The sequence below is a fragment of the Streptomyces sp. NPDC056161 genome (genome assembly GCF_042268025.1).
Classification (GTDB): domain Bacteria; phylum Actinomycetota; class Actinomycetes; order Streptomycetales; family Streptomycetaceae; genus Streptomyces.
Genome location: NZ_JBHJUV010000099.1, coordinates 1 through 20,719 on the forward strand (window position 1 = coordinate 1; position 20,719 = coordinate 20,719).

General features: G+C 70.7%; 17 protein-coding genes and 4 pseudogenes. 12 read left to right on the forward strand and 9 right to left on the reverse strand.

The genetic code is table 11. From position 1 onward, the window contains the following. The first annotated feature begins 239 nt into the window (after positions 1-239). The gene (locus ACFC09_RS44190) at positions 240-578 is read left to right on the forward strand and encodes a hypothetical protein (RefSeq protein ID WP_376538530.1); all 339 of its coding nucleotides are present in this window, start codon (positions 240-242) and stop codon (positions 576-578) included. A 116-nt stretch (positions 579-694) separates the two neighbouring features. On the opposite strand, the gene ACFC09_RS44195 is transcribed toward ACFC09_RS44190, so the two are convergent. Next, a complete protein-coding gene (locus tag ACFC09_RS44195; protein ID WP_376538532.1) occupies positions 695-1,546 on the reverse strand; it encodes a LysR family transcriptional regulator in 852 nt (283 codons plus the stop codon). 80 nt (positions 1,547-1,626) lie between these two features. Between ACFC09_RS44195 and ACFC09_RS44200 the strand changes: the two genes are divergently transcribed. The 3 genes from ACFC09_RS44200 to ACFC09_RS44210 all read left to right on the forward strand — a co-directional run bounded on the left by ACFC09_RS44200 (position 1,627) and on the right by ACFC09_RS44210 (position 3,944). Further along, entirely contained in the window at positions 1,627-2,121 is a 495-nt protein-coding gene (locus ACFC09_RS44200; RefSeq protein WP_376538534.1) for a cupin domain-containing protein, read from the forward strand. An 87-nt stretch (positions 2,122-2,208) separates the two neighbouring features. Next, positions 2,209-2,571 (forward strand): DoxX family protein, encoded by a 363-nt coding sequence (locus ACFC09_RS44205; RefSeq protein WP_376538536.1) that lies wholly within the window; start codon positions 2,209-2,211, stop codon positions 2,569-2,571. Positions 2,572-2,975: 404 nt separating this feature from the next. Beyond that, positions 2,976-3,944 (forward strand): zinc-binding dehydrogenase, encoded by a 969-nt coding sequence (locus tag ACFC09_RS44210; RefSeq protein ID WP_376538538.1) that lies wholly within the window; start codon positions 2,976-2,978, stop codon positions 3,942-3,944. A gap of 115 nt (positions 3,945-4,059) precedes the next feature. On the opposite strand, the gene ACFC09_RS44215 is transcribed toward ACFC09_RS44210, so the two are convergent. The 3 genes and pseudogenes from ACFC09_RS44215 to ACFC09_RS44225 all read right to left on the reverse strand — a co-directional run. Continuing rightward, positions 4,060-4,386, reverse strand: coding sequence for a hypothetical protein (locus tag ACFC09_RS44215; protein ID WP_376538540.1), 327 nt, complete (start codon positions 4,384-4,386; stop codon positions 4,060-4,062). Positions 4,387-4,454: 68 nt separating this feature from the next. Next, complete coding sequence (locus ACFC09_RS44220; RefSeq protein WP_376538542.1) at positions 4,455-5,123, reverse strand: MFS transporter; 669 nt, start codon at positions 5,121-5,123, stop codon at positions 4,455-4,457. Positions 5,124-5,199: 76 nt separating this feature from the next. Next, positions 5,200-6,000: pseudogene (locus tag ACFC09_RS44225) on the reverse strand (CaiB/BaiF CoA transferase family protein); the annotation flags it as partial. Here ACFC09_RS44225 and ACFC09_RS44230 point away from each other — a divergent pair. Continuing rightward, entirely contained in the window at positions 5,927-6,571 is a 645-nt protein-coding gene (locus tag ACFC09_RS44230; RefSeq protein ID WP_376538544.1) for a citryl-CoA lyase, read from the forward strand. The pseudogene ACFC09_RS44225 and the gene ACFC09_RS44230 overlap by 74 nt on opposite strands. Here the strand turns inward: ACFC09_RS44230 and ACFC09_RS44235 are convergent. The 3 genes from ACFC09_RS44235 to ACFC09_RS44245 form a co-directional block, all read right to left on the reverse strand. Continuing rightward, positions 6,547-7,383, reverse strand: coding sequence for an IclR family transcriptional regulator C-terminal domain-containing protein (locus ACFC09_RS44235; protein WP_376538546.1), 837 nt, complete (start codon positions 7,381-7,383; stop codon positions 6,547-6,549). The genes ACFC09_RS44230 and ACFC09_RS44235 overlap by 25 nt on opposite strands. 88 nt (positions 7,384-7,471) lie before the next feature. Further along, positions 7,472-8,419 carry a DUF5996 family protein gene (locus ACFC09_RS44240; protein ID WP_376538548.1) on the reverse strand — a complete coding sequence of 316 codons (948 nt, stop codon included), beginning with the start codon at positions 8,417-8,419 and terminating at the stop codon, positions 7,472-7,474. A gap of 416 nt (positions 8,420-8,835) precedes the next feature. Next, on the reverse strand, positions 8,836-11,568 hold the full coding sequence (locus ACFC09_RS44245) for an AAA family ATPase (RefSeq protein WP_376538550.1): 2,733 nt from the start codon (positions 11,566-11,568) through the stop codon (positions 8,836-8,838). 224 nt (positions 11,569-11,792) lie between these two features. On the opposite strand from ACFC09_RS44245, the gene budA reads away from it, so the two are divergent. The 3 genes and pseudogenes from budA to ACFC09_RS44260 all read left to right on the forward strand — a co-directional run bounded on the left by budA (position 11,793) and on the right by ACFC09_RS44260 (position 15,135). Further along, entirely contained in the window at positions 11,793-12,596 is an 804-nt protein-coding gene (gene budA, locus ACFC09_RS44250) for an acetolactate decarboxylase (protein ID WP_376538552.1), read from the forward strand. A gap of 31 nt (positions 12,597-12,627) precedes the next feature. After that, positions 12,628-14,313 carry an acetolactate synthase AlsS gene (alsS, locus tag ACFC09_RS44255; RefSeq protein WP_376538554.1) on the forward strand — a complete coding sequence of 562 codons (1,686 nt, stop codon included), beginning with the start codon at positions 12,628-12,630 and terminating at the stop codon, positions 14,311-14,313. A 194-nt stretch (positions 14,314-14,507) separates the two neighbouring features. Further along, positions 14,508-15,135: pseudogene (locus ACFC09_RS44260) on the forward strand (MBL fold metallo-hydrolase). Between the two features lie 93 nt (positions 15,136-15,228). Here ACFC09_RS44260 and ACFC09_RS44265 read toward each other — a convergent pair. Continuing rightward, positions 15,229-15,981: pseudogene (locus ACFC09_RS44265) on the reverse strand (AraC family transcriptional regulator); the annotation flags it as partial. A 765-nt stretch (positions 15,982-16,746) separates the two neighbouring features. On the opposite strand from ACFC09_RS44265, the gene ACFC09_RS44270 reads away from it, so the two are divergent. From ACFC09_RS44270 to ACFC09_RS44280, 3 genes and pseudogenes are all read left to right on the forward strand, one after another. Continuing rightward, entirely contained in the window at positions 16,747-17,286 is a 540-nt protein-coding gene (locus ACFC09_RS44270; RefSeq protein ID WP_376538556.1) for a YbhB/YbcL family Raf kinase inhibitor-like protein, read from the forward strand. Positions 17,287-17,449: 163 nt separating this feature from the next. Next, on the forward strand, positions 17,450-18,445 hold the full coding sequence (locus tag ACFC09_RS44275) for an LLM class flavin-dependent oxidoreductase (RefSeq protein ID WP_376538558.1): 996 nt from the start codon (positions 17,450-17,452) through the stop codon (positions 18,443-18,445). Positions 18,446-18,506: 61 nt separating this feature from the next. Continuing rightward, positions 18,507-18,769, forward strand: a pseudogene (locus tag ACFC09_RS44280) (NAD(P)-binding domain-containing protein); the annotation flags it as partial. A gap of 77 nt (positions 18,770-18,846) precedes the next feature. Here the strand turns inward: ACFC09_RS44280 and ACFC09_RS44285 are convergent. After that, complete coding sequence (locus tag ACFC09_RS44285; protein ID WP_376538560.1) at positions 18,847-19,620, reverse strand: SDR family NAD(P)-dependent oxidoreductase; 774 nt, start codon at positions 19,618-19,620, stop codon at positions 18,847-18,849. Positions 19,621-19,741: 121 nt separating this feature from the next. Between ACFC09_RS44285 and ACFC09_RS44290 the strand changes: the two genes are divergently transcribed. Further along, a complete protein-coding gene (locus tag ACFC09_RS44290; RefSeq protein WP_376538562.1) occupies positions 19,742-20,329 on the forward strand; it encodes a TetR/AcrR family transcriptional regulator in 588 nt (195 codons plus the stop codon). Positions 20,330-20,719: the final 390 nt, after the last annotated feature.

Below are 20,719 nucleotides of genomic sequence, written 5' to 3' on the forward strand. Positions count from 1 at the left end.
GCCGCGGCGCGAACCCGCGCGGCCGACCGGACGGACGTGCCGGTGGCCAAGCCACGCGAGCGACGGGGTCCGCGCCTGCCGCGACCGAGGTCCTGGGCCCTGAGGCCCGTACTCCCCAAGTACCGCGGGATCCGCTGGACGTGACCGCGCCTTCAAGATCTCGGCCCTCGCGCCGGTCGACCACGTCGGCTACGCCATGGCCTCCGCCATGCCCTCGCTGACCCCGAACCAGGTGCGAGATGTCATCGCCGGATTGGCCGCGATGGTCTGCGTCGCTGTGGCAGACCGCGAATCCCCCGGACACTCTGGCCCGCCTCTACGCCCAGGATCCGGCCTTCGCCCACCTGACCACCGAATTCGTCCCTCGGCTCGAACATCTGACGGCGCTGCTGCTGGCCGGTACTGCGGCGACGGCGACGACGGCGTCATGCTGCCGGATCCGCACAGGACACCCGACGGCTGGGAGGCGGTCTTCGCCACCGACCACGTCGGCCACTTCGCTCTCGCGACGCGGCTGCGGCCCGCACTCGCTCGCGTCGGAGACCGGGTGGTCGTCATCAGTTCCGGGGCCCACCTGAGAACACCGGTCGATTTCGACGACATCCATTTCGAGCGCCGCCCCTACACGGCCAGGGCGGCGTACGGGCGGTCGAAGACGGCGCCGCGCGCCACGGCGGCCGGGCTGGTCGGGCGCTCAGTCGCGGTAGGCGGCGATGGCGAGCCGGACGAACGAGCGGAGCAACGGATTCGTGTCGCCCTCGTTCCAGGCCACCACCACACGGCTCGGCGGCATGTCGGTCAGCGGGACCACGGTGAGCCCCTGTCCCGGCTCGTGGTCGAGCAGAGTCATCCCGACCGTGCCGTTCCAGAGGACGGCCTGCCGGCATTCCTCGACCGCGCGCACCACCGGGCCCTCGCGGGGTTCTCCGCCGTTCCAGTAGGACTGCCAGTGGCGGTCGGTGCCCTCCGGGAACCGGAACCAGCGCCGGTCGGCCAGGTCGGTCAGCTTCAGGCTGTCGTGGCGGGCCAGCGGATCGTCCGCGCGCAGCAGAACTCCCACCGGGTCGGCGCGCAGTTCCCGCACGGCCAGCCCGGTCTGGTCGAACGGGCCGCGGGTCAGGGCGACGTCGACCGTTCCGGCGTGCAGCCCGCAGGTGGGGTCGGTCAGGTCGACGTCGCGGATGCGGGCCTCGACGCGCGGGTGCCGCCGGTGGTAGGCGCGGGCCAGTCGGGTTGCGCCGGGATCGGAGCTGTCGCCCAGGATGCCGACGGTGAGGATGGTCGCGCCGGCTGCCGCGGCCACCCGGACCCGTGCCCGGTCGGCCTGGTCGAGCAGGTCGTGTGCCTCGTCGAGCAGTACCGCTCCCACCGGGGTGAGCGCGACACCGGCGGACGACCGGTCGAAGAGGGCGGCTCCGACCTCGGTCTCCAACTGCTTGATCGCCCGGCTCAGGGGAGGCTGGCTCATGTGCAGCCGGGCAGCGGCCCGCCCGAAGTGGAGTTCCTCGGCGACCGCCACGAAATAGCGCAGCGTGCGTAGCTCCATGGTGCGACGATACCCGCCCGGTATCGAGGTGTCGGAACGGGTCTTGGACAGTCGCGGTGCCCTGGCGGTGGGATCGGAACATGACTGATGAAACGAAGGCCGCCGAGCCGATCGCCGATCCCGCCGTGTCAGTGGTCGGTCCCGACGACGGGGAGACGATCGTCCTGGGCACCACACGCATGCGCGTCCTGGAGGACGGCAGCACCACGGGGGACCGGCTCGGGTTCGCCGAGTCCGTGCTCGCTCCGCACACACCTGGCCCGCCGCAGCACCGTCACGCCCAGCACGACGAGGGTTTCTACGTCGTCTCCGGCTCGGTGCGGTTCACGGTCGGGGACCAGGAGCACGACGCGACGGCGGGCACGTTCGTGATGGTTCCGCCCGGAGCCCCGCACACGTTCGCCAACGTGACCGACCGACCCGCCGTCATGCTCAGCACGTTCACACCCGCCCAGTACGTGCAGTACTTCCGGGACCTGCGGGACCTGATGGCCGACGGCCGGGCACTGACCCCTCAGGCGAGCATCCGGACGATGAGCCGCTATGCCACCGAACCCGCCACCGACTTCGCCTGACGGCCGGTACGGCAACACTGCTTGGTATCCATCGCTGGTGACGGTGAGTCACCTGAGTCACCTGCGTCCGACCCGGAAATGGGAATTGTGAACGTCGCTTATTGGATCGTCGCCGGGCTGCTCGCGCTGTTCTACCTCTACGGAGGCGGGATGAAAGTGGTGCGGAGCCGTGACCGGCTTCGCCCGATGATGGCCTGGGTGGACAGCACGCCGATGCCGGCCGTCAGAGCCATCGGACTGATCGAGGTGCTCGGCGCGATCGGGCTGGTCCTTCCGCCGCTGACCGGCATCGCGACCTGGCTGGCCCTGGCGGCGGCCATCGGGTTCGTGGTCCTGCAGATCTGCGCGACCGGGGTCCACCTGAGGCGCGGGGACCGCCGGATCGCCCTCAACCTCACGCTGGCTCTCTCCGCTGCCGTGACGATCTGGTTGGCGACGACGTGGACGTGATCACCCGACGCCCTCGTCCTCAGGAACCTCACCGGACACCCGGTGGTCCTGACCCACCGGCTCGAAGGCCGTGGACGACGGCAGCCGACGGGCCGTTCGGTGTCGGGCACCGACCCGATCGGCACGAGGACCGCCTCGGGCTCCTGGATGGGTGGACGACTCGAAGTGAGTCGAAGGAGCCCTCACCACTCTCACTTCGCCTGACCGGACGGGGCCGTCCGTTAACGTCACGGCGAAGACCTCGCACCTGCGCGGGCCATCCCTTCCTGACAGCGGGACGTCCCCTCCTGGGACAGGCCGGGCGGGGCGAGGACCGGCGGCACGTATGCCGTCGCTGTTCCGGACGAGGGCTGTTCGTTCCCCCCGGGTACGGCCGTCGGTCCGTCAGAGAGGATGAGAGCTGGATGAAGGCAGTATCGGTCCGCGCCTACGGCAGTCCCGACGGGCTGGAGGTGGTGGACCTCCCCGTTCCCGTGCCCGCTGCCGGACAGGTGCTGATCGCCGTCGAGGCGGTCGGCGTAGGCGGTGTGGACACCTTGATCCGCAGCGGTGCCCTGGCCGCCTACGGCTACCAGGAGGGCCACGTCCTGGGGGGTGAGGTGGCGGGCACCGTGACGGCGGTCGGCGACGGCGTCGACGCCACTTGGACAGGCCGTCGGGTCTGGGGCTTCACCGGCACCGGTGGAGGCTACGTCGAACAGGCCGTCGCGGCCGTCGAAGACGTCGTCTCCCTCCCTTCCGGCCTGTCCGCCGTCGACGCGGTGACCCTCGGCAGTTCCGGAGTGGTCGCCCACTTCGGACTCTCCCGCGCCCGCTTCGCACCCGGGGAGACCGTTCTGGTGCGGGGAGCGGCCGGCAGCATCGGGATCACGGCCGTACAGCTCGCGGCCCGCGGTGGCGCCGCCGCGGTGGCGGTCACGACCTCCTCGGCGAAACGCGGCCGACGGTTGCGCGGGCTCGGTGCGACCCATGTGCTCGACCGCTCCGGCGAAGGCGGCGCGGACGCCCCCGCGGGCTATGACGTCATCATCGACGTGGCGGCAGGCCCCCACCTGCCCTCGTTCCTCGACCGCCTCGATCCCAACGGCCGCATGGTGGTCGTGGGAGCCGTCGCGGGCCTGCCCCCCGCGGACTTCGGCATGCGGATGATGACCGACTTCCAGAAGTCGCTCTCCTTCTCCGCCTTCAGCGCCGCCACCGTCACCGCGCCCGACCGGAACGCCGTACGGAGCGAGCAGTTCGCCGCTGCCGCCCGGGGGGAGATCCAGACAGTGGTCCATGAGCTGCTGCCGCTCGACCAGGCGGCCGACGCCCACCGGAAGATGGACGCGGGCGAGGTCTTCGGGCGGATCGTGCTGACACCGCAGTCATGAAGCTCGTGGCTCACGGTCGGCGCCGTCGGCTGCGCGACCTTCGGGGCAGGCGAGGTCGAGATCGTGGATCCACGTCGGCACCGGCAACCGCCGACATGTGTTCGTCCGGACGGTTTCAGGCCACGGCGCGCCGTGAGCGCGGCGTGATCGGCGGGGCCCCGGCCCCGTCGTCGGGCCGCAGATCGCGGACGAGAGCGACACCGACGAGGCCGGCGAGGCTGGTGACGACGATCCACGCGGCCACGGCCCACCAGCCGCCGAAGACGTCGAGGAGCCAGGTCGCGATGAGCGGCGCGAGGCCGCCGCCGATGATGGTGCCGCCCTCGCGTCCGATCGACATGCCGCTGTAGCGGATGTCGGCACCGAACAGCGAGGTGAAATAGCCGGGCTGGATGGCGTCGTTGGAGGCGTTCGCGACCGCGATGACGGCTGCGATGAACACGATGATGAGCGCGCTCTGCGTGGTTCTCAGGACGAGGAAGAGGGGGAACGCCGCGACGGCACCGGCAGTCAGGCTGAAGGCATGACCTTGCCGAAGCCGACACGGTCGGCGAGTTGTCCCCACATGGGGCACAGCAGGGCCGCCGCGGCGGCACCGACCAGCAGGGCGGTGAGGGTGACCTGGCTGGCGATGCCGAGGGTTCCGGTGGCGTAGGAGAGGCAGAAGACGGAGACGACGTAGAAACACGTGTTCTGGCCGATGCGCATCAGGAAGATCGCGACTATGTTGCGCGGGTGTGAGTGCAGGGCGTCGAGCAGCGGGAACCGGGATCGGGTTCCCGCGTCCTTCATCTGCTCGAACTCCGGGGTTTCGGAGACCCGGCGGCGCATGAAGACGCCGACGAAGACGATGAGGACGCTGAGTACGAAAGGAATCCTCCAGCCCCAGGCCAGCAACTGGGTCTGGGACATGAGACCGCCGAGGATCACGAAGACGAGGTTGCCGATCAGCATGCCGACATAGACGGCGGCGGAGAGGAAGCTCCCCCAGAACCCGTGCCGTCGCCCGGTGTACTCAAGGGTCAGCAGGGAGGCCCCGCCCCACTCGCCGCCCGCGCCGAGCCCCTGCAGCAGCCGAATGGCGACGAGGAGAACGGGCGCGGTGACACCGATGGCCTGGTAGGTGGGCAGCAGACCGATGGCGGTGGTCGCCAGGCGCATGACCATGAGGGTGATCATGAGGACACGTTTGCGGCCGAGCCGGTCGCCGTAGTGTCCGCAGAGCACACCGCCGATCGTGGGCCAGTTGCTCCAGCCCTGCGACCTTGAGCGCCGAGAGCCAGAACTTCTGCGGGCTGGAGAGATGGAGTGCGACGACCTCGCCGTCGGAGCACACCGGGGCGAAGCTCTGCGAGGAGGCGGCGCGGCCGTAGGGGCCGGGTTCCTGTCCTGAGCGGAAGTAGCTCGCGTACGGCTCGATGAGGAAGTGGGACATCGCCTCCAGCATGGAGATCTCGACGATGTGTCCCTTGCCGTCGATGCCCCGCCTGACGAGAGCGGCGAGGACGCCCTGCGCGGCGTACAGGCCGGTGACCGCGTCCGCCACCGCGGGCCCGTTGATCTTCGGCGCGAGCGGGTCGAGCGTCATGCTGAGCAGGCCGCTGTACGCCTGCGCGACCGTGTCGTAGGAAGGCCGGGTCGCATAGGGTCCGTCGGCGCCGAGACCGCTGATCGCGCAGTAGATCAGGCGCGGATTGATCTCCTGGAGGCGCTGCGCACCGACGCCCAGCCGCTCGGCGGCCCCGGCACGGAAATTGTGGATGTACACGTCGGCCGTGGAGATCAACTCATCGAGCACACGCTGGTCGTCCGGATCCTTGTTGTCGATCGTCATGCCGCGCTTGTTGTGGTTGAAAGCCTGGAACGTCGACGCGTAGAGGGTGCCGTCGTAGACCCGGAAGGCGTCGCCGGTTCCCGGCCGCTCCACTTTGATGACCTCGGCTCCGAGGTCGGCGAGCAGCATCGACGCGTAGGGCCCGGTGATGAAGGCCCCCTGCGCGTGTGTCGTCGCCCTGGCTGAGCACGGGCTGGTGCCGTCGGTCCAGGCCGCGCGCATGACGTACGCCGCGTCGCCCGAGGCGCTGCACGGCGCGGTCGCGGCGGGATTGCCCGGGGCCGGCTCCGTCATCCTCGGCAGCTCCGAGGACACCGCACACCTGCTGGCGTCCATCGTCGCCGCCGCGGCCGACGGAGGCGGCAGCGGCAGCGGCAGCGGTTCGATCGAAGCCTGTGCCCGGACGGCCGTGCAGGAGCTTCGGAGCACACTCAGCCCGGTCCCGGGCGTGGGACATCCCCTGCACCGCGAGCGCGATCCCCGCGCCGAGGCACTGCTGGCGTACGCGGAGTCCCTGGGCGTGCGGGGGCCCCACACACGTGCCCTCGCCGCGGTCGTCGACGTGGTTCCGGAGATCTACGGACGACGTCTCGCGCTCAACGTGTCAGGTGCCATCCCGGCGGTGCTGCTCGACGCCGGCTTCCTGCCCCGGGCGATGAAGGGCATCCCGCTGATCGGACGCACGATGAGTCTGGTGGCGCATCTGCTGGAAGAACAGGTCGCGCCGATCGGGTTCGCCCTCGCGGACGCCGCCGAGAAGGAGGTGGACTACTCCGGGCCCGCGCCGTCGTGAACCGGGCGCCGGGCGCCCAGCACCGAGTGCAGCAGCACGGGATGCTGGTCCAGGGCGAGGGAGATCCGGTCACGGACGTCGCGCAGGACCGCCGACCGCGAGGTGAGCATGTCCGCCATCGTGGTGCGCAGCGGCGAGGTCGAGCAGTTCACCGCCCCGATCGCCACGCCTTGGCGGTCCAGGATCGGCATCGCGACGGAGACGACAGCGTAGGCCAACTCGTCCTGGATGCCCGTGATCCCTGTCTCCCGGGCCAGGGCGAGCTTCTCCCGGATCCTTGCCGGGTCGGTCTCCGTGTGCTCGGTCAGCTTCGCCGGCGGTTCGGCGCCGAGGACGCGGTCCACCACCGCGGTCGGCGAGTGGGCGAGGATGGCCCGCCCGAGAGATGTGCAGTACGCCGGGTAACGTGTGCCGATCGTCGGTGTCAGCTTGCGCTGCGCGGACACCGATGCGACATACAGGATCTCGGTGCCGTCGAGGACCGCCACGGAGGAGCTGTCGCCTGTTGCGTCCACGGCCATCTGGAGGAACTGCTGCATCACCTCCTGCATGCTCACCGAGGACAGGAAGGCTTCGCTCAGCCTCAGCACCCGCGGGGTCAGCAGGAACCTCCGGCCGTGTGTGGTGACGAATCCGAGTACTTGCAGGGTCAGCAGCGACCGGCGTGCCGCCGCCGGGGTGATCTGCGTCAGCTCCGCGACCTCGCTCAGGGTCAGCTCGGGGCGGTCACGGTTGAAGCACTGCAGCACCTCCAGCCCCTTCGCCAGCGAGGCCACAAAATCGGTCTGCTTCGCCTTCACGTTTTGCGGCATGCGAAAACAATGGCCTGCCTCGGCACGGCGCCGTCCAGCGCGATACTCCCCGGCGTCCCGGCGGTCCCGAGCGGGCGCCGAAGTGTCCTCAGTGGTGTTCCCAGTGGCGGTGCGGGCGGACCTCCAGCGCCGTCCGGTCCCATCCGCCCAACCTGGCCGTCGCCCCGTAGGTGCTGTGCAGAAAGTCGCTCAGCGTCCGATCCGGGTCGGCGGAGTCGGCGACCGCCTCATAGGGCAGTACGAACTCACCGCTCTCCCTCAGGTATCTGGCCGCCGCGGGACGGACCGGGCAGTCGGCGAAGCCGGCCGGTTCGGGATAGGCGTAGGCGTAGAACGCGCCCTCCGCGCCGCCACCGGGCCAGAACCCGTAACTGGACAACTCGGCGGAGTACGCCTCCCGTGTCACCCAGTCCGGCATGTTCGGGACGCCGCCGCTGGGATGCGGTGGCGCGGGCCGCCCGGAGAAGCGGGTGTAGGCCAGGTCCATCGATCCCCAGAAGAAGTGCACGGGGCTGGTCTTGCCGACGAATTGGGACCGGAACTCGCCGAACACCCGGCTGGCCTGGGCGAGTTGGCCCCAGAACAGCCGCGCGGCGTGCGGGTCGTAGGAGGCGTGCCGGTAATCGTCCGCGAACGGGATGGCCGGTTCCACCTCGTTCGGCCGCGGGTATATGCGCGTCCGAATGCCCAGCTCCCCCAGCGCGCCCATGGTCTCGGCGTAGAACTGGGCGACGGGCTTGGGCTCCAGCGCCAGCTCACGTCTGTTGCCGCCGCCGGCCCGGATGACCAGCCGCTGGTCGACGAAGTCGAACTCGATATCGAATGAGCCGGTCCGGTACGGGATCGCGGAAGTGGTGAGCCCCCGTGGCGTGACATACAGGGTGACCTGCCACCAGTGGTTCACCATGGGTGCGTGGGCCAGCCGGATCTTGCCGACGATCTGGGTCCACATGTGCAGTGTGTCCCGGGACTCGGCCCAGTCCGCCACCCGCAGCCGTGGCCAGCTCCCGACCCGCTGTGTTCTCTGCCTGGTCATCGCGCCTCCCACGGGCCTCGCCGCTCAGGCAACTCGCCATCGCCGATTTCCGGCGCCCCAAATCCCTGACACCACACCGACCATCGGACGAAAACATTCCAGTTGACCCCAGATTACCCCCGTACACCAGGGCTGACCAGGCAGAACCAATGCGGCGGACGCAAGCTGCGGACAGCCCCCCGGCGGATCCCGAAGGACGTCATGAGCGGGTTCGGGCTGTGTCCGGGAAGCGGTCACTGCTCAACGGTCAGAGGTGATGTCCACGAGAGACGGCGTCACATTCCGTCAACTGCCACAGGAACGCGGAAACGCGACTGCGAACTCCTACGGATCGGGGAGGCAATCCACGGTTGCCCGCGGCTCGCCTCTGGCCCGTGCCCGAGTGAATCCGTGGCGGCGCCGCTCGCGGTGCCGGATCAGGGGGAGTTCTTGTCCTCGTGCTCGGGCAGGCGCCGGGCCAGCTGTGTACGGGAGGTGACTCCGAGTTTGTGGAACGCCTTGTGCAGGTGGTACTCGACGGTCCTGGGGCTGATGAACAGCCGCGTGGCGATCTCGTTGTTGGTCTCGCCCTGAGCCACCAGCCGGCAGATCCGCAGCTCCTGCGCCGTGAGGTCGCCCTGTGTACCGGGTCCGGGCCTGCGGGTGCGCACCCCGGTGGCGGCCAGCTCGATCCGGGCCCGCTGTGCGAATCCGGCCATGCCGGTCTGTGTGAACAGGTCGAGTGCCCGCTGTAGTTGGCCACGGGCGGCGGACTGCCGCCGCTGCCGCCTGAGCCATTCGCCGTACTGGAGGTGGGCGCGGGCCAGGTCCGGGCGAAGGCGGGTGCGGCCGAGGCGGTCTATCGCCTCCCGGTACAGGTCCTCGGCCCGGTCGGCGGCGGTCAGCAGTGCCCGGCAACGTGCTCTGACGCCCAGGGCCCAGTCGCCCGCGCCGCCGGCCGCGGCGAGCTGTTCGAGCGCCCTCGCCGCCTCGTCCGTCTCCCCGACGCGGGAGGCCGCTTCGATCAGTTCGACCAGCCCCCAGTTCCGGAACCGCTGCGCCGGTTCGTCCTGGGCGGCGTCGCGGGCCGCTGCCAGGGCCTGGCCGTACTCCCCGGTCCCGTTGTGCAGCACTGCCGTCGCCCACTGGATGAAGCTGACTCCGACGCCCTCGCCACGGTCCAGCGCGTCCTTGGTCCCGGTGTCGATCAGGGCGGCCGCCCTGTCCACCTGGCCGCGGAAGGCCGCCTCGCCCAATGCGCCGTAGGGTGCGATGCCACTGCCGGTCACCTCGGCGATGGCGGCCTGCTCGTCGGCGAGTGCCGCGGCCTTCGCGAACTCGCCGGCGAACAGGTGCGCACCGGCACGGGTGCTGAGCGCCACCGGCAGGATCGCGAGCATCCCGGACTCGCGGCCGTAGCCGACGAAGCGCTCCGAGATGACCTCCCAGCTGTCGAAATCCCACAGCAGCCCGGCCGCGTGGCCCGCCAGCCAGAGCCAGCGCAGGCCCTCCTCCCGGCCGACTAGCTCGGTGCGGAAGGCGTGCACGGCCTGCGCGAGGACCGGCGCGCCGGCCGGGTAGCCCGCGGTGATCAGCCGTGCGAATCCGTCCAGCAGCAGGTCCGCCAGGGCGGGCGGGCCCGGCGGCGGCGGTGCGGACAGCGCCGCTCGCGCCGCCTGGGCCAGTCCGGCACCGCCGCTCAGCCGGCCGGCGATCAGTGCGGCGCCCAGCGCTTCGAGGTAGGTCGATCGCGCCGGCACCGGGCTGGCTGCTCCGAATCCGGCCGCCGCCCTGAGCAGCAGGGCCGACGCCTGGCTGCCGAAGTCGCGGGCGAAGGCGATCCGCCCGCGCAGCAGGTCCGTGCGGGCGCGGTCGTCCGGTCCGAGCGGCCCCGCTTCCGCGGCCGCTGCCAGTTCCAGGGCCGCGTCGAAGCCGCCGGCCTGCATCGTCGCCTCACCCGCGGCCAGCATGCGCCGGGCCCTGCGCGCCGGGTCGAGCGTCAGGTGCGCGCTACGGGTGAGGAAGGCGGCGGCCCCGGCCATGCCGCCGCGGGACCGGGCCCGCGTCGCGCACCGCTCCAGTTCCTCCGCGACCGGTTCATCGGGGCCGAGTGTCGCCTTCGCCAGGTGCCAGGCCCGCCGATCCGGGTCCCGCTGCGGGTCGGTGGCCTCGGCCAGCGCTCTGTGCACGGCGTGCCGGTCGGTGTGCGGGGCCGTGTGGTAGACGGCCGAGCGGACCAGCGGGTGGCGGAAGGCCACATGGCCGGCGATCGCGAGCAGCCCGGCGGACTGGGCCGCGCCGGCCGCCTCGGGCCCGATGCCCAGCAGTGTGGCCGCCCGCCACACCAGCACCGGGTAGCCCAGCGGCTCCGCGGCAGCGATCAGCACGAGCAGGCGTGAGTCCGCGGGGAGTGCCGCGAGCCGCTGGGCGTAGATCGTCTCGATCCGTGCGGCCGGTGTGGGCAGGTCGGGGACCGCGAAGCCGCCGGCCAGTTGGTCGGGCCCGGTCGCGCGGGCCAGTTCGAGCAGCGCCAGCGGGTTGCCGCGGGCCTCGGCGATGATCCGCGCGCGCACCTGCCGGTCCACGGGCGCGATCATCGCGGCATCGAGCAGTGCTTCCGCGTCCTCGTCGCGCAGCCCGCGCACGTGCAGTTGCGGCAGGCCGTCCAGGACGGCTTCCCCGCCGCGGGTGGCGAACAGCACGGCGACCGGTTCCGCCTGTAGCCGCCGTGCCACGAAGGCGAGCACCTGGAGGGAGGCCGCGTCGACCCACTGCGCGTCGTCGATCAGGCACACCTGCGGCCGCTGCGCGCTCGCCTCCGAGAGCAGTCCCAGTACCGCCAGCCCGACCACGAAGCGGTCGGGCGCGGGGCCCGTGGTCAGCCCGAGTGCCACGCCGAGCGCGTCGCGCTGCCGTCCGGGCAGGCGCCGGCTCAGCTCCAGCATCGGTGAACAGAGCCGTTGCAGCGCGGCAAAGGCAAGCTGCTTCTCCGATTCCGCCCCGGAGAGCCGGACGATCCGTGCGTCGGCCGGCCGCTGTGCGGCGTAGTCGAGCAGGGCCGTCTTCCCGATACCGGCCTCACCGCGCAGGACCAGCGTGCCGCCGCGGCCCGCGCGGACCACTTCGAGCAGGTCGTCGAGGGTGGCGCGCTCCCGCTGCCGACCGAGCACCGTCCGCTGCTCCCTTCAGCATCCCTACGCGTGAGGCTAACTCTCCGTGACTGCGGCAGCCACTCGGCACCCAACCGGCGAGGGCCCGGAAGGGACTGGGGATTCCACGGATTCGTACGGCACCTGGCCGCGCCCACAATCGAAAACACATTTCAGGCTATTTGGCCCCAATGAGCGACATTCTTCCCGACGTAGAGACTTCCCACCACGGAGAACGGCTGGCCATGAACACTTCACCCAACAAGAGTCCCCGTGCGGACTTCCGCCGCTGGGCCGGCGGCATCCTCGCCCACCACAGCGCCGGCACCGCCGCCGACGCCCCTCGTGAGGTGTTCCAGACGTCGACGATCGGCGCGCTCCTCGCCGGCGTCTACGACGGCGATGTCACCATCGGCGAACTTCTGGAACACGGCGACTTCGGCCTCGGCACCTTCAACCGCCTCGACGGCGAGATGCTCGTGCTGGACGGGGTCTGCTACCACCTGCGCGCCGACGGAAGCGTGCGCCCCGCCGGTGACGACGAGCTGACGCCGTTCGCCGCCGTCACGCACTTCGTGCCCGACATCCGCCTGACGGTCACCACCCCCTGCTACCGGGAAGCGCTGGTCAAGCGGATCGACCAGGCGATCACGAGCGAGAACCTCCTGTATGCCGTCCGCGTGACCGGAGAGTTCAGCACCGTGCACACCCGGACCGTGATGGAGCAGGAACCCCCGTACCCGCCGCTGACCGAAGCCGCCGCCGGGCAGCAGGAGACCGTCCTGCACGACGTCCTGGGGACGCTGGCCGGCTACCGCACCCCCGCCTACGAGCAGGGAATCTCGGTGGCCGGGTACCACCTGCACTTCATCGACGACACACGGCGCCACGGGGGCCACGCGCTCGACTTCCGGATGAAGCACGGCACCGTCGCGATCAGCGCCGCCTCCGAATTCCATCTGAGCCTGCCCCGGACCGCGGAGTTCCTGGGTTCCCGGCTCTCGCAAGCCGATGCCGACCGACAGATCCGTCTGGCCGAAGGCTCCTGAAGCCCGGCCCGCACCCACAGGAGTGCCCACGATGAACACCTCCGACGTCCGCTCCGCCCAGGCGGCGATCGACACGCTCTGCGCCTACGGAGTCCAGTACATCTTCGGAGTGCCCGGAGCGAAGATCGACGCCCTCTACGACGTACTGGTCGACGGCGGACCCCAGCTGGTCGTCTGCCGGCACGAGTGCAACGCCGCGCTCATGGCCGCGGCGGCCGGGCGGCTCACCGGAATCCCGGGCGCCACGATCGTCACCTCCGGCCCCGGCACGACCAACACCCTCACCGGCCTGATCACCGCCACCACCGAGCAGTACCCCGTGATCGCCCTGTGCGGCGCCGTACCGCGCCGGGACAGGCTCAAGCGAACCCACCAGTCGATGGATGCCACCGCCGCGCTCAAACCGTTCACCAAGTACGTCGGAGAGGTCAACGACCCCGACAACGTCCCGGAGACCGTCGCCAACGCCCTGCGCGCCGCGGTCACCGAGCCGCGGGGCGCGACCGCCGTCGTCCTGCCCGCCGACATCGTGAGCGCCCCCACCTCCGCGAGCGTCAGCCGGCCGCAGCCGGTGCCCGCTCTCGGTCCCGCCCCGCGCTCCGGGATCCGCGAGGCCGCGGAACTGATCCGCAACGCCGAGCGCCCGGTGGTGCTCGTCGGCATGCGCGCGGCGGACACCGAACCGTGTGCGGCGCTGCGGCAACTGCTCGCCGTGACCGACCTGCCGGTCGTCGAGACCTTCCAGGCGGCCGGAGTCGTCTCCCGCGCGCTGGAGGACCACTTCGTCGGCAGGGTCGGGCTGTTCCGCAACCAGCCCGGCGACATCCTGATCGCGCACGCCGACGTGCTCGTCACCATCGGGTACGACGCGGTGGAGTACGACCCCGGGCTGTGGAACACCGACCCGGCGCGCACCGTCGTGCACATCGACTCCGTGCCGGCGGACATCGACAACCTCTACCAGCCCACGGTCGAGCTGCGGGGCGACATCGCCGCCACCGTCGCCGAACTGGCGGCGTCGCTCTCCGGCCTGCGCCTCGGCGACGACGCGAAGGCGGCGGTCAGCGAACAGCGTGCCGCCCTCGAACGCATCGACCACGAGGCGCGCCACGCCGCGGCGACCGAGGAGGGACTCAACCCCGCCGCCGTGGTCCTCAAGCTGCGCGAGCTGGTGGACGACGACGCCACGGTGGTCAGCGACGTCGGCTCGCACTACATCTACATGGCCCGGCACTTCCGCGGATACCAGCCGCAGCACCTGCTGTTCTCCGACGGCCAGCAGACCCTCGGCGTGGGCCTGCTGTGGGCGATGGTGGCCGCCCTGGTCAGGCCCGGTACCCAGGTGCTGTCCGTCTCCGGTGACGGCGGCTTCCTCTTCACCGCTCAGGAGCTGGAGACCGCCACCCGTCTCGGCGTCCACCTCACGCACGTGATCATGCGCGACAACCGCTACGACATGGTGGCGTTCCAGGAGATGCTCAAGTACGGACGTACCTCCGGCGTCGACCTCGGCGACTACGACATCACCCAGTTCGCGGGCGCGTTCGGCGCACGGGGCGTCAGGGTCGAGACGATGGAGGAGCTGGAGGCCGAACTGAAGCGCTCGCTCGCGCCCCCGGACCCCGGCGACAGCGGCGTCACGGTCATCGACGTCCGCGTCGACAGCAGCCGCAACGCCGAACTGTTCGCGCAGCTCCACGAAGGCGTACTGGAATAGGGCCGGGCCTGCCCCGGTGTCACCGCGGAGCCGGGGCGAGGGCCGGGGCGTCGGAGCCCGGCCGGGCCGGCCGGGCGGCGGGCACGCACCGGCAGGCGGACAGCAGACCCGCCGTCCCCCGTCGCCGTGGCGCGTCACCCGACGTGCCCGGCCGCTACGGCGGTGTCACGCACGCACTCCCCGGAGGACCCGCCGTGTCCGCACACAGCATCTCGGTCGGCGACGTCGACATCACCCGCGTCATCGAGTGGTCCGGCCCCGTCCGTTCGGCCCGCGCCATCATCCCGGACAGCGACGAAGGAACCTGGCGGCGCAACCAGGACTGGCTGGCGCCGGACTTCTGGAACCCGGCCGACGACGCCTACCGCTGCTTCGTCCAGACCTGGGTCCTGCGCAGCGAGGGCAGGACCGTCCTGGTGGACACCGGGATCGGCCACGACCGGGAGCGCCCGCAGATCCCCCGGTTCAGCGGGTTGCACACCGACTACCTGGACCGTCTCCGCCAGGCCGGTGCCGCTGGAAGCGGCACCGGGACACACCCCCGGCTCGTCCGTACTCACCCTGCACTCGGGCACCGATCGTGCCGTCTTCGTCGGCGACCTGCTGCACAGTCCCGTCCAGGTCCTGGAACCCAGCTGGAGCAGCTGCTTCTGCATCGCCCCCCGGCTCGCGGCCAGGACCCGGCGCGCCTACCTCTCCCGCGCCGCCGAACGGCACGAACTCGTCATCCCGGCGCACTGGCCGGGACACCGGGCCGCCACGATCCGGAGCGACGGCGCGGCATACGCCCTCGACACCTGGGCCGATCTCCCACGCCCGTGACCGGCCGTCCCGGAGCGACCGGCTCGCGCCACGATCCCGGCGCGCTGACACCTGTTCCCTGCTCCGAGGGGGACGGTGGGCGGCTCGCCATCGGCCGGGCGGAAGGCCGTGGCTACGGCGGAAGGCGGTGGCGAAGGCGAATTCGTTGTCGTAGCCGACGCTGTCGGCGATGGTGGCCAGCGTGGCGTCGGTACGCAGCAGTGCGTCCTCGGCATGTCCCATCCGCAGCTCGGTCACATAGGTGCCGGGGCTCTGGCCGATGACTTCCTTGAAGGTGGCGCTGAAACCGGCCCGGGACATCCCCGCCGTGTGCGCCATGACTTCCAGGGTCCACTTGTGCTCGGGGCGTTCATGGACCGCCTGGATCACCCGAGCGAGTTTCGGATGGGTCAGCGCCCGGAACCAGCCGGGCGCCCGGTCCTCGCCCTGCTGCCACCAGGTGCGCAGTGCGTACACCAGATTGAGGTCCAACAGCCGGTCCAGCAGCACCTGTTGCCCGTACCCGTTCCCGTCGGCCTCCGCGGCCAGCAGGCCGATCGCGTCGCGATGGGGAGGGCTCTGCGCCTGTGCCGGGATGTGGACGAATCGGGGCAGTGTTGCGAGCAGGCTCTTTCCGACGCTGCCTTCGACCACGTAGGCGCCGCACAGGACGTGGGACGCCTGCCCCGACCGGTGGTCGCTGCCGCGGCGCCGGGCGTCCGTGATCGTTTCGATATCGGCGCCGATGCCGACGCCTACGTCTCCGCCGGGGCCCAGCGGGTTCTCGGCCGTGCGGCCACCGGGTTCGCGGACTGGGCGGCACGTGAAGTCCGCGACGCGTCCTGGGCGGCCTCCGGAAGCGGGCACAGCTGAGGCGTGCGGTGCGGCATCCCCTCGCGCACCCCTGTCCCCCCTGACTTACCTGACGCCTCTGACACATATGACGCGTATGACATCTCTGACGCGCATGACATCTCTGACGCGTCGAAGGCTGACTGCTGGGTGTCGGCGAGGGGCGGGGCCACTTCCGACCACTGCGACTGCGGACGGGGATCAACTCAACACCTTTATATAAACTAGTTTGGTCGTGTAGAGTCAGTCCCATGCACGGTGACCTGCAAGCCCTCGGCAGGGCGATCAAGCAGTCGCAGTACCGCCAGAACCGAGCCCTCGACGCCGCTCTGTCCACGGTTCCCCTGTCAGCGCTCCGCCCCCGACCGGGGACGCCCCTGTCCCCCTCACCCGTCTCACCCGTCGCAGACCCTGATGTCCGAGGTGGGCGTACGGAGGGAAACACAAGCGGCCGCCGACGCGCAGTGAACACGTAGCAGGACCCTCACGGCGTGCCGCAGGACGTGTCGGCGCGTCGGTGCACGACACGTCTCGTGGTCCGCGGTGCGGTGGCACCGGCCGGAGATCAGCTGCTCCGGCCGAAACTCGGCTGCGGGACCGAACTCGACCCTGCGCGGGAGACGCCTCTCGTCCAGAGGGTCTCAAGGAATCGCCCGGAGGGGGCGGTCCGGTACGCACGAGGCCGCCGCGTACACACCACGCAGCACTCCACGTCGGCGGCTCCTGACCACCCTGACGGGTCACACAGAACCGGCTAGTCAAAGGATTTGGAACGACGCAATGAGCACCGACAACCCTTTCACCCGTCTTCCCGAGGCGGCGTCCTTCACCGTCACCAGCACGACTGTCGCCGATGGCGCCGCCTGGTCGCCCGAGCAACTCTCCGGCATCGCCGGCGTCCCCGGCGGCAAGGACATCTCTCCTCAGTTGTCCTGGCACGGCGCCCCGGACGGCACCCGGAGCTACGCCGTCACCGTCTACGACCCCGACGCCCCCACCGGATCCGGCTTCTGGCACTGGGCCGTCGCCGACATCCCCGCCACCGTCGGCGAACTGCCCGAGGGCGCGGGCGACGACACCGGCTCCGGACTCCCCGAGGGCGCCTTCCAACTGCCCAACGACGCCCGCGCCGCGCGCTTCTTCGGCGCCGCCCCGCCGCCCGGACACGGCCCGCACCGCTACCTCGTCGTCGTGTACGCCCTCGACGTCGCATCCATCGGTGTCCCCGCCGACGCCACCCCGGCCTTCCTCGGCTTCGTCATGTCCGGCCACACCCTCGGCCGCGCGGTCCTGACCGCCACCGCCGAAACCCCCGCCTGACGAACTGCACCGAGGACGGCCCCTGACTTGTCGTGACCGGAGGCCGTCCTCCTTGCGGCAACCCGCCGTGTCACCGCCACCGTGAGCGTGTGCACCCGCGGAATACAGGGCGGTGACCAGCCCCTGACACCTGCTCGACGAACCAGGCACCCGAGGACGACTCATGAAGATTTCCTGCCAGTTCCCGACTTCCCTCGACACGCCGAAGCACATCGCGCTTGCCGAACAATTGGGTTACCACCGTGCGTGGCTGTTCGACAGCCCGCAGCAGAGTCCGGACGTGTGGATGATGCTGGCGCTGGCCGCGGAGCGCACCGAGCGCATCGGCCTGGGCCCGGGAGTGCTGGTGCCCGGACTGCGCCATCCGATGGTCAACGCCTCGGGTGCCGCCGCGCTGTCCGCGCTGGCACCGGGTCGGGTCGCCGTCGCCTTCGGCACCGGATTCACCGGCGCTCGGGCCATGGGCGCCAAGTCCACGACCTGGGCCGATCTCGCCGAGTACGTCCGTGTCTTCCGGGCCCTGCTGCGCGGCGAGACCACCGACTGGAAGGGCGCCCGGCTGCGCATGCTGCACCCGGCGGGCGCCGCCCCGGCGCGCCCGATCGAGGTGCCCGTGCTGATCTCGGCAATCGGCCCCAAGGGCATCGCCGTCGCAAGGGAGCTGGCCGACGGGCTGTTCAGCATCAACGAGGAGACCAAGCACGCCAAGGAGTTCGACTGGGCGGCGCTCGCCCTGCACGGCACCGTGCTGGCGGAGGGCGAGGCCCTTGACTCGCCCCGGGTCCGTGACGCCGTCGGCCCCGGCAACGCACTCGCTTATCACGTCGCCTACGAGTTCGGCGGCGACGTGACCGCCCTGCCCGGCGGACGGCAATGGCTGGACGTGATCAGCCAGGTGCCCGAGCGGGAGAGGCACCTCGCGGTCCACGACCACCACCTGGTCGCCCTCAACACCGCCGACCGGGCCGCCTGGGCGGCCGGCAGTTGGGCCGCCATCCCGACCACCACGGTCACCGGCTCGGCCGCACAGGTGGCCGACCGCCTGGCCGCGTACGGCGAGCAGGGCATCACCGAGATCCTCTACCAGCCCATGGGCCCGGACATCCCCCACGAACTGGAGGCGTTCATCACCGCGGCCCGCACGGGCACCGTCAGCTGAGCCCCTTCCCCGCATCACATCTCGCCCGAGCCGAGCGGGCCCAGGCTCGATGCCCGATGAGGACTGTGCGCGGCGTAGCGACATCGTGATCGTCGCTGTGCCCTGGGCAGGGCACGCGGCGACGGCGGCGTCTCTGCACAGGAACTCGCGGGCAAGCTCGTCGTCGACTGCGTCAACCCGCTCGGCTTCGGGGCAAAGGGCGCCTACGCGCTGAAGCCCACGGAGGGAAGCGCGGCCGAGCGGGCCACGGCGCTGCTGCCGGATTCGCGGGTCACGGCGGCCTTCCACCACCTCTCTGCGGTGCTGCTGCGGGACCCGGCCGTCGGCCAAGGTTCGGCTGCACGTGTTCCTCGGCCCGCGCCCGCCGCTGCCGGCGCCGCCCCCGCCCGCCGAACGTGCCCCTAACGCCCGCCCGCCACCCGCAGTACCGCGCCGTTGGCGTAGGAGGCGTCCAAAGACATCAGCCAGGAGACCGCGGCGGCGATCTCCTCCGAGCGCCCGAGGCGGCGCAGCGGAATCTCCTCGGCCAGCCTGCGCACGCGGTCGGTGCCTCCCAGCGCCGAATTCATGTCCGTGTCGATCACTCCGGGGGACACCGCGTTCACCCGGATGCCGTCAGGACCGAGTTCCTTCGACAGGCCGACGGTGAGGGCATCGATGGCCGCCTTGGTCGCCGCGTAGTGGACGAACTCACCGGGAGCGCCGTAAGTAGCCGTCCCGGACGAGATGTTCACGATCACTCCGCTCCCCCGCCCCGCCATGAGGCGGGCCGCCCGGCGCGAGCACAGCAGCGTGCCGAGGAGATTCACCTCGACGACCTGCCGCAGATCGGCGGAGTCCTGGTCGGCCAGCCGCCCCGGTGAACCGGTCACTCCGGCGTTGTTGACCAGCCCGGTGATGGGCCCGAGACGCTCCTCCGCCGTGTCGAACAGCCGCTCCACATCAGCCTCCGCGGCAATGTCCACCTGCACGGTGACACAGCGGGCCCCCGCTGCCCGCACCTCCTTCGCGACCGCCTCGGCCGCCGCCGCGTCCCGGACGTAGCCGACGGCCAGGTCGTGGCCGTCCGCCGCGAGCCGCAGACAGGTCGCCGCGCCGATCCCGCGGCTGCCGCCGGTGACGACGGTGACAGGGCGTGTCGCCGCGTCCTTGCTGTCGGTGCCGTTGCTCGTCATTGCCATCAGTCCTTCGCCATCAGTCCTTGCACACCCGGACTTATCGCACATCTCTTGTGCTCTAACAAAGGCTAGTCCGCACTCAACTTAAACGCAAAAGATATGTGCGTTAAGGTGAGGCATGAGTACCCCACAACGACGGCCAGGTGGTCGTACGGCGCGAGTGCGCCGGCAGATTCTGGAGGCGACCGCGGACATTCTGGCCGAAGAGGGGGCGGAGGCCGTCACCGTCTCGGCCGTGGCGGCACGGGCGGGCGTGCACCACACCACGATCTACCGTTCGTGGAACGATCGCCGATCCCTGATCGAAGGGGTGATCGCCGGGGTCGTCGATCTGTCGGTCAGGCTGCCCGACAGAGGCAACCTGCGGGACGACCTGACCGAGTTGCTCGAAAGCATCATCGCGCTCCTGCAGTCGCAGATGGGGCCGATCCTGGTCGCCCTCACGCGGTCACCGGACGAGAGCCTCGCCAATCTTCCCCAGATCCACTGGAAGATGCGCGTCGAGCACTGCGCGGCCATCCTCGCCCGCGCCCGTGACCGCGGTGAGCTGACCGCTGACGTCGATCCCCGTCTGGTTCTCGACCTCCTCACGGGACCGAACCATCGCCGTACTCAGATCACCCGCGAACCCCTGAACGACATCGACGTCACCAGGACCGTCGACATCGTCGTCAGGGGCATCACGCAGCTCACCGCCGATGGCTGACTGCCCGTCCGGCGCAGACCGCCGCGATCACCGGATGCCCCTCTTGGGGCTTGGTGAAGGCGCGGTTCGAGTTCACGCGGCCGATGGAGATGATCGGGCTCTCTCCGTGCGGAGTCGGCGCACAGCGGGGCGTACCGAGACCGACGAGGTGCAACAACTCCTCGCCGGTCCCCAGGATCCGCACGTCTTCGCTCGCTCCGCGGCCACCTTCCTGGGCACCGCTGCCTGCGGTGGATGGACGTCCGAATCGTCATGGGCGTGCCCAAGTGACCGGATGACACCGCACCCGCAGTCAGGTCGGGTAGCGACGGCGCATTGCTGCGCCGCCGCCCCCTCGGAACCGTGCATGCGACTTATCACCGCACACGGCTCGGGCAAGCCACAAGGGCT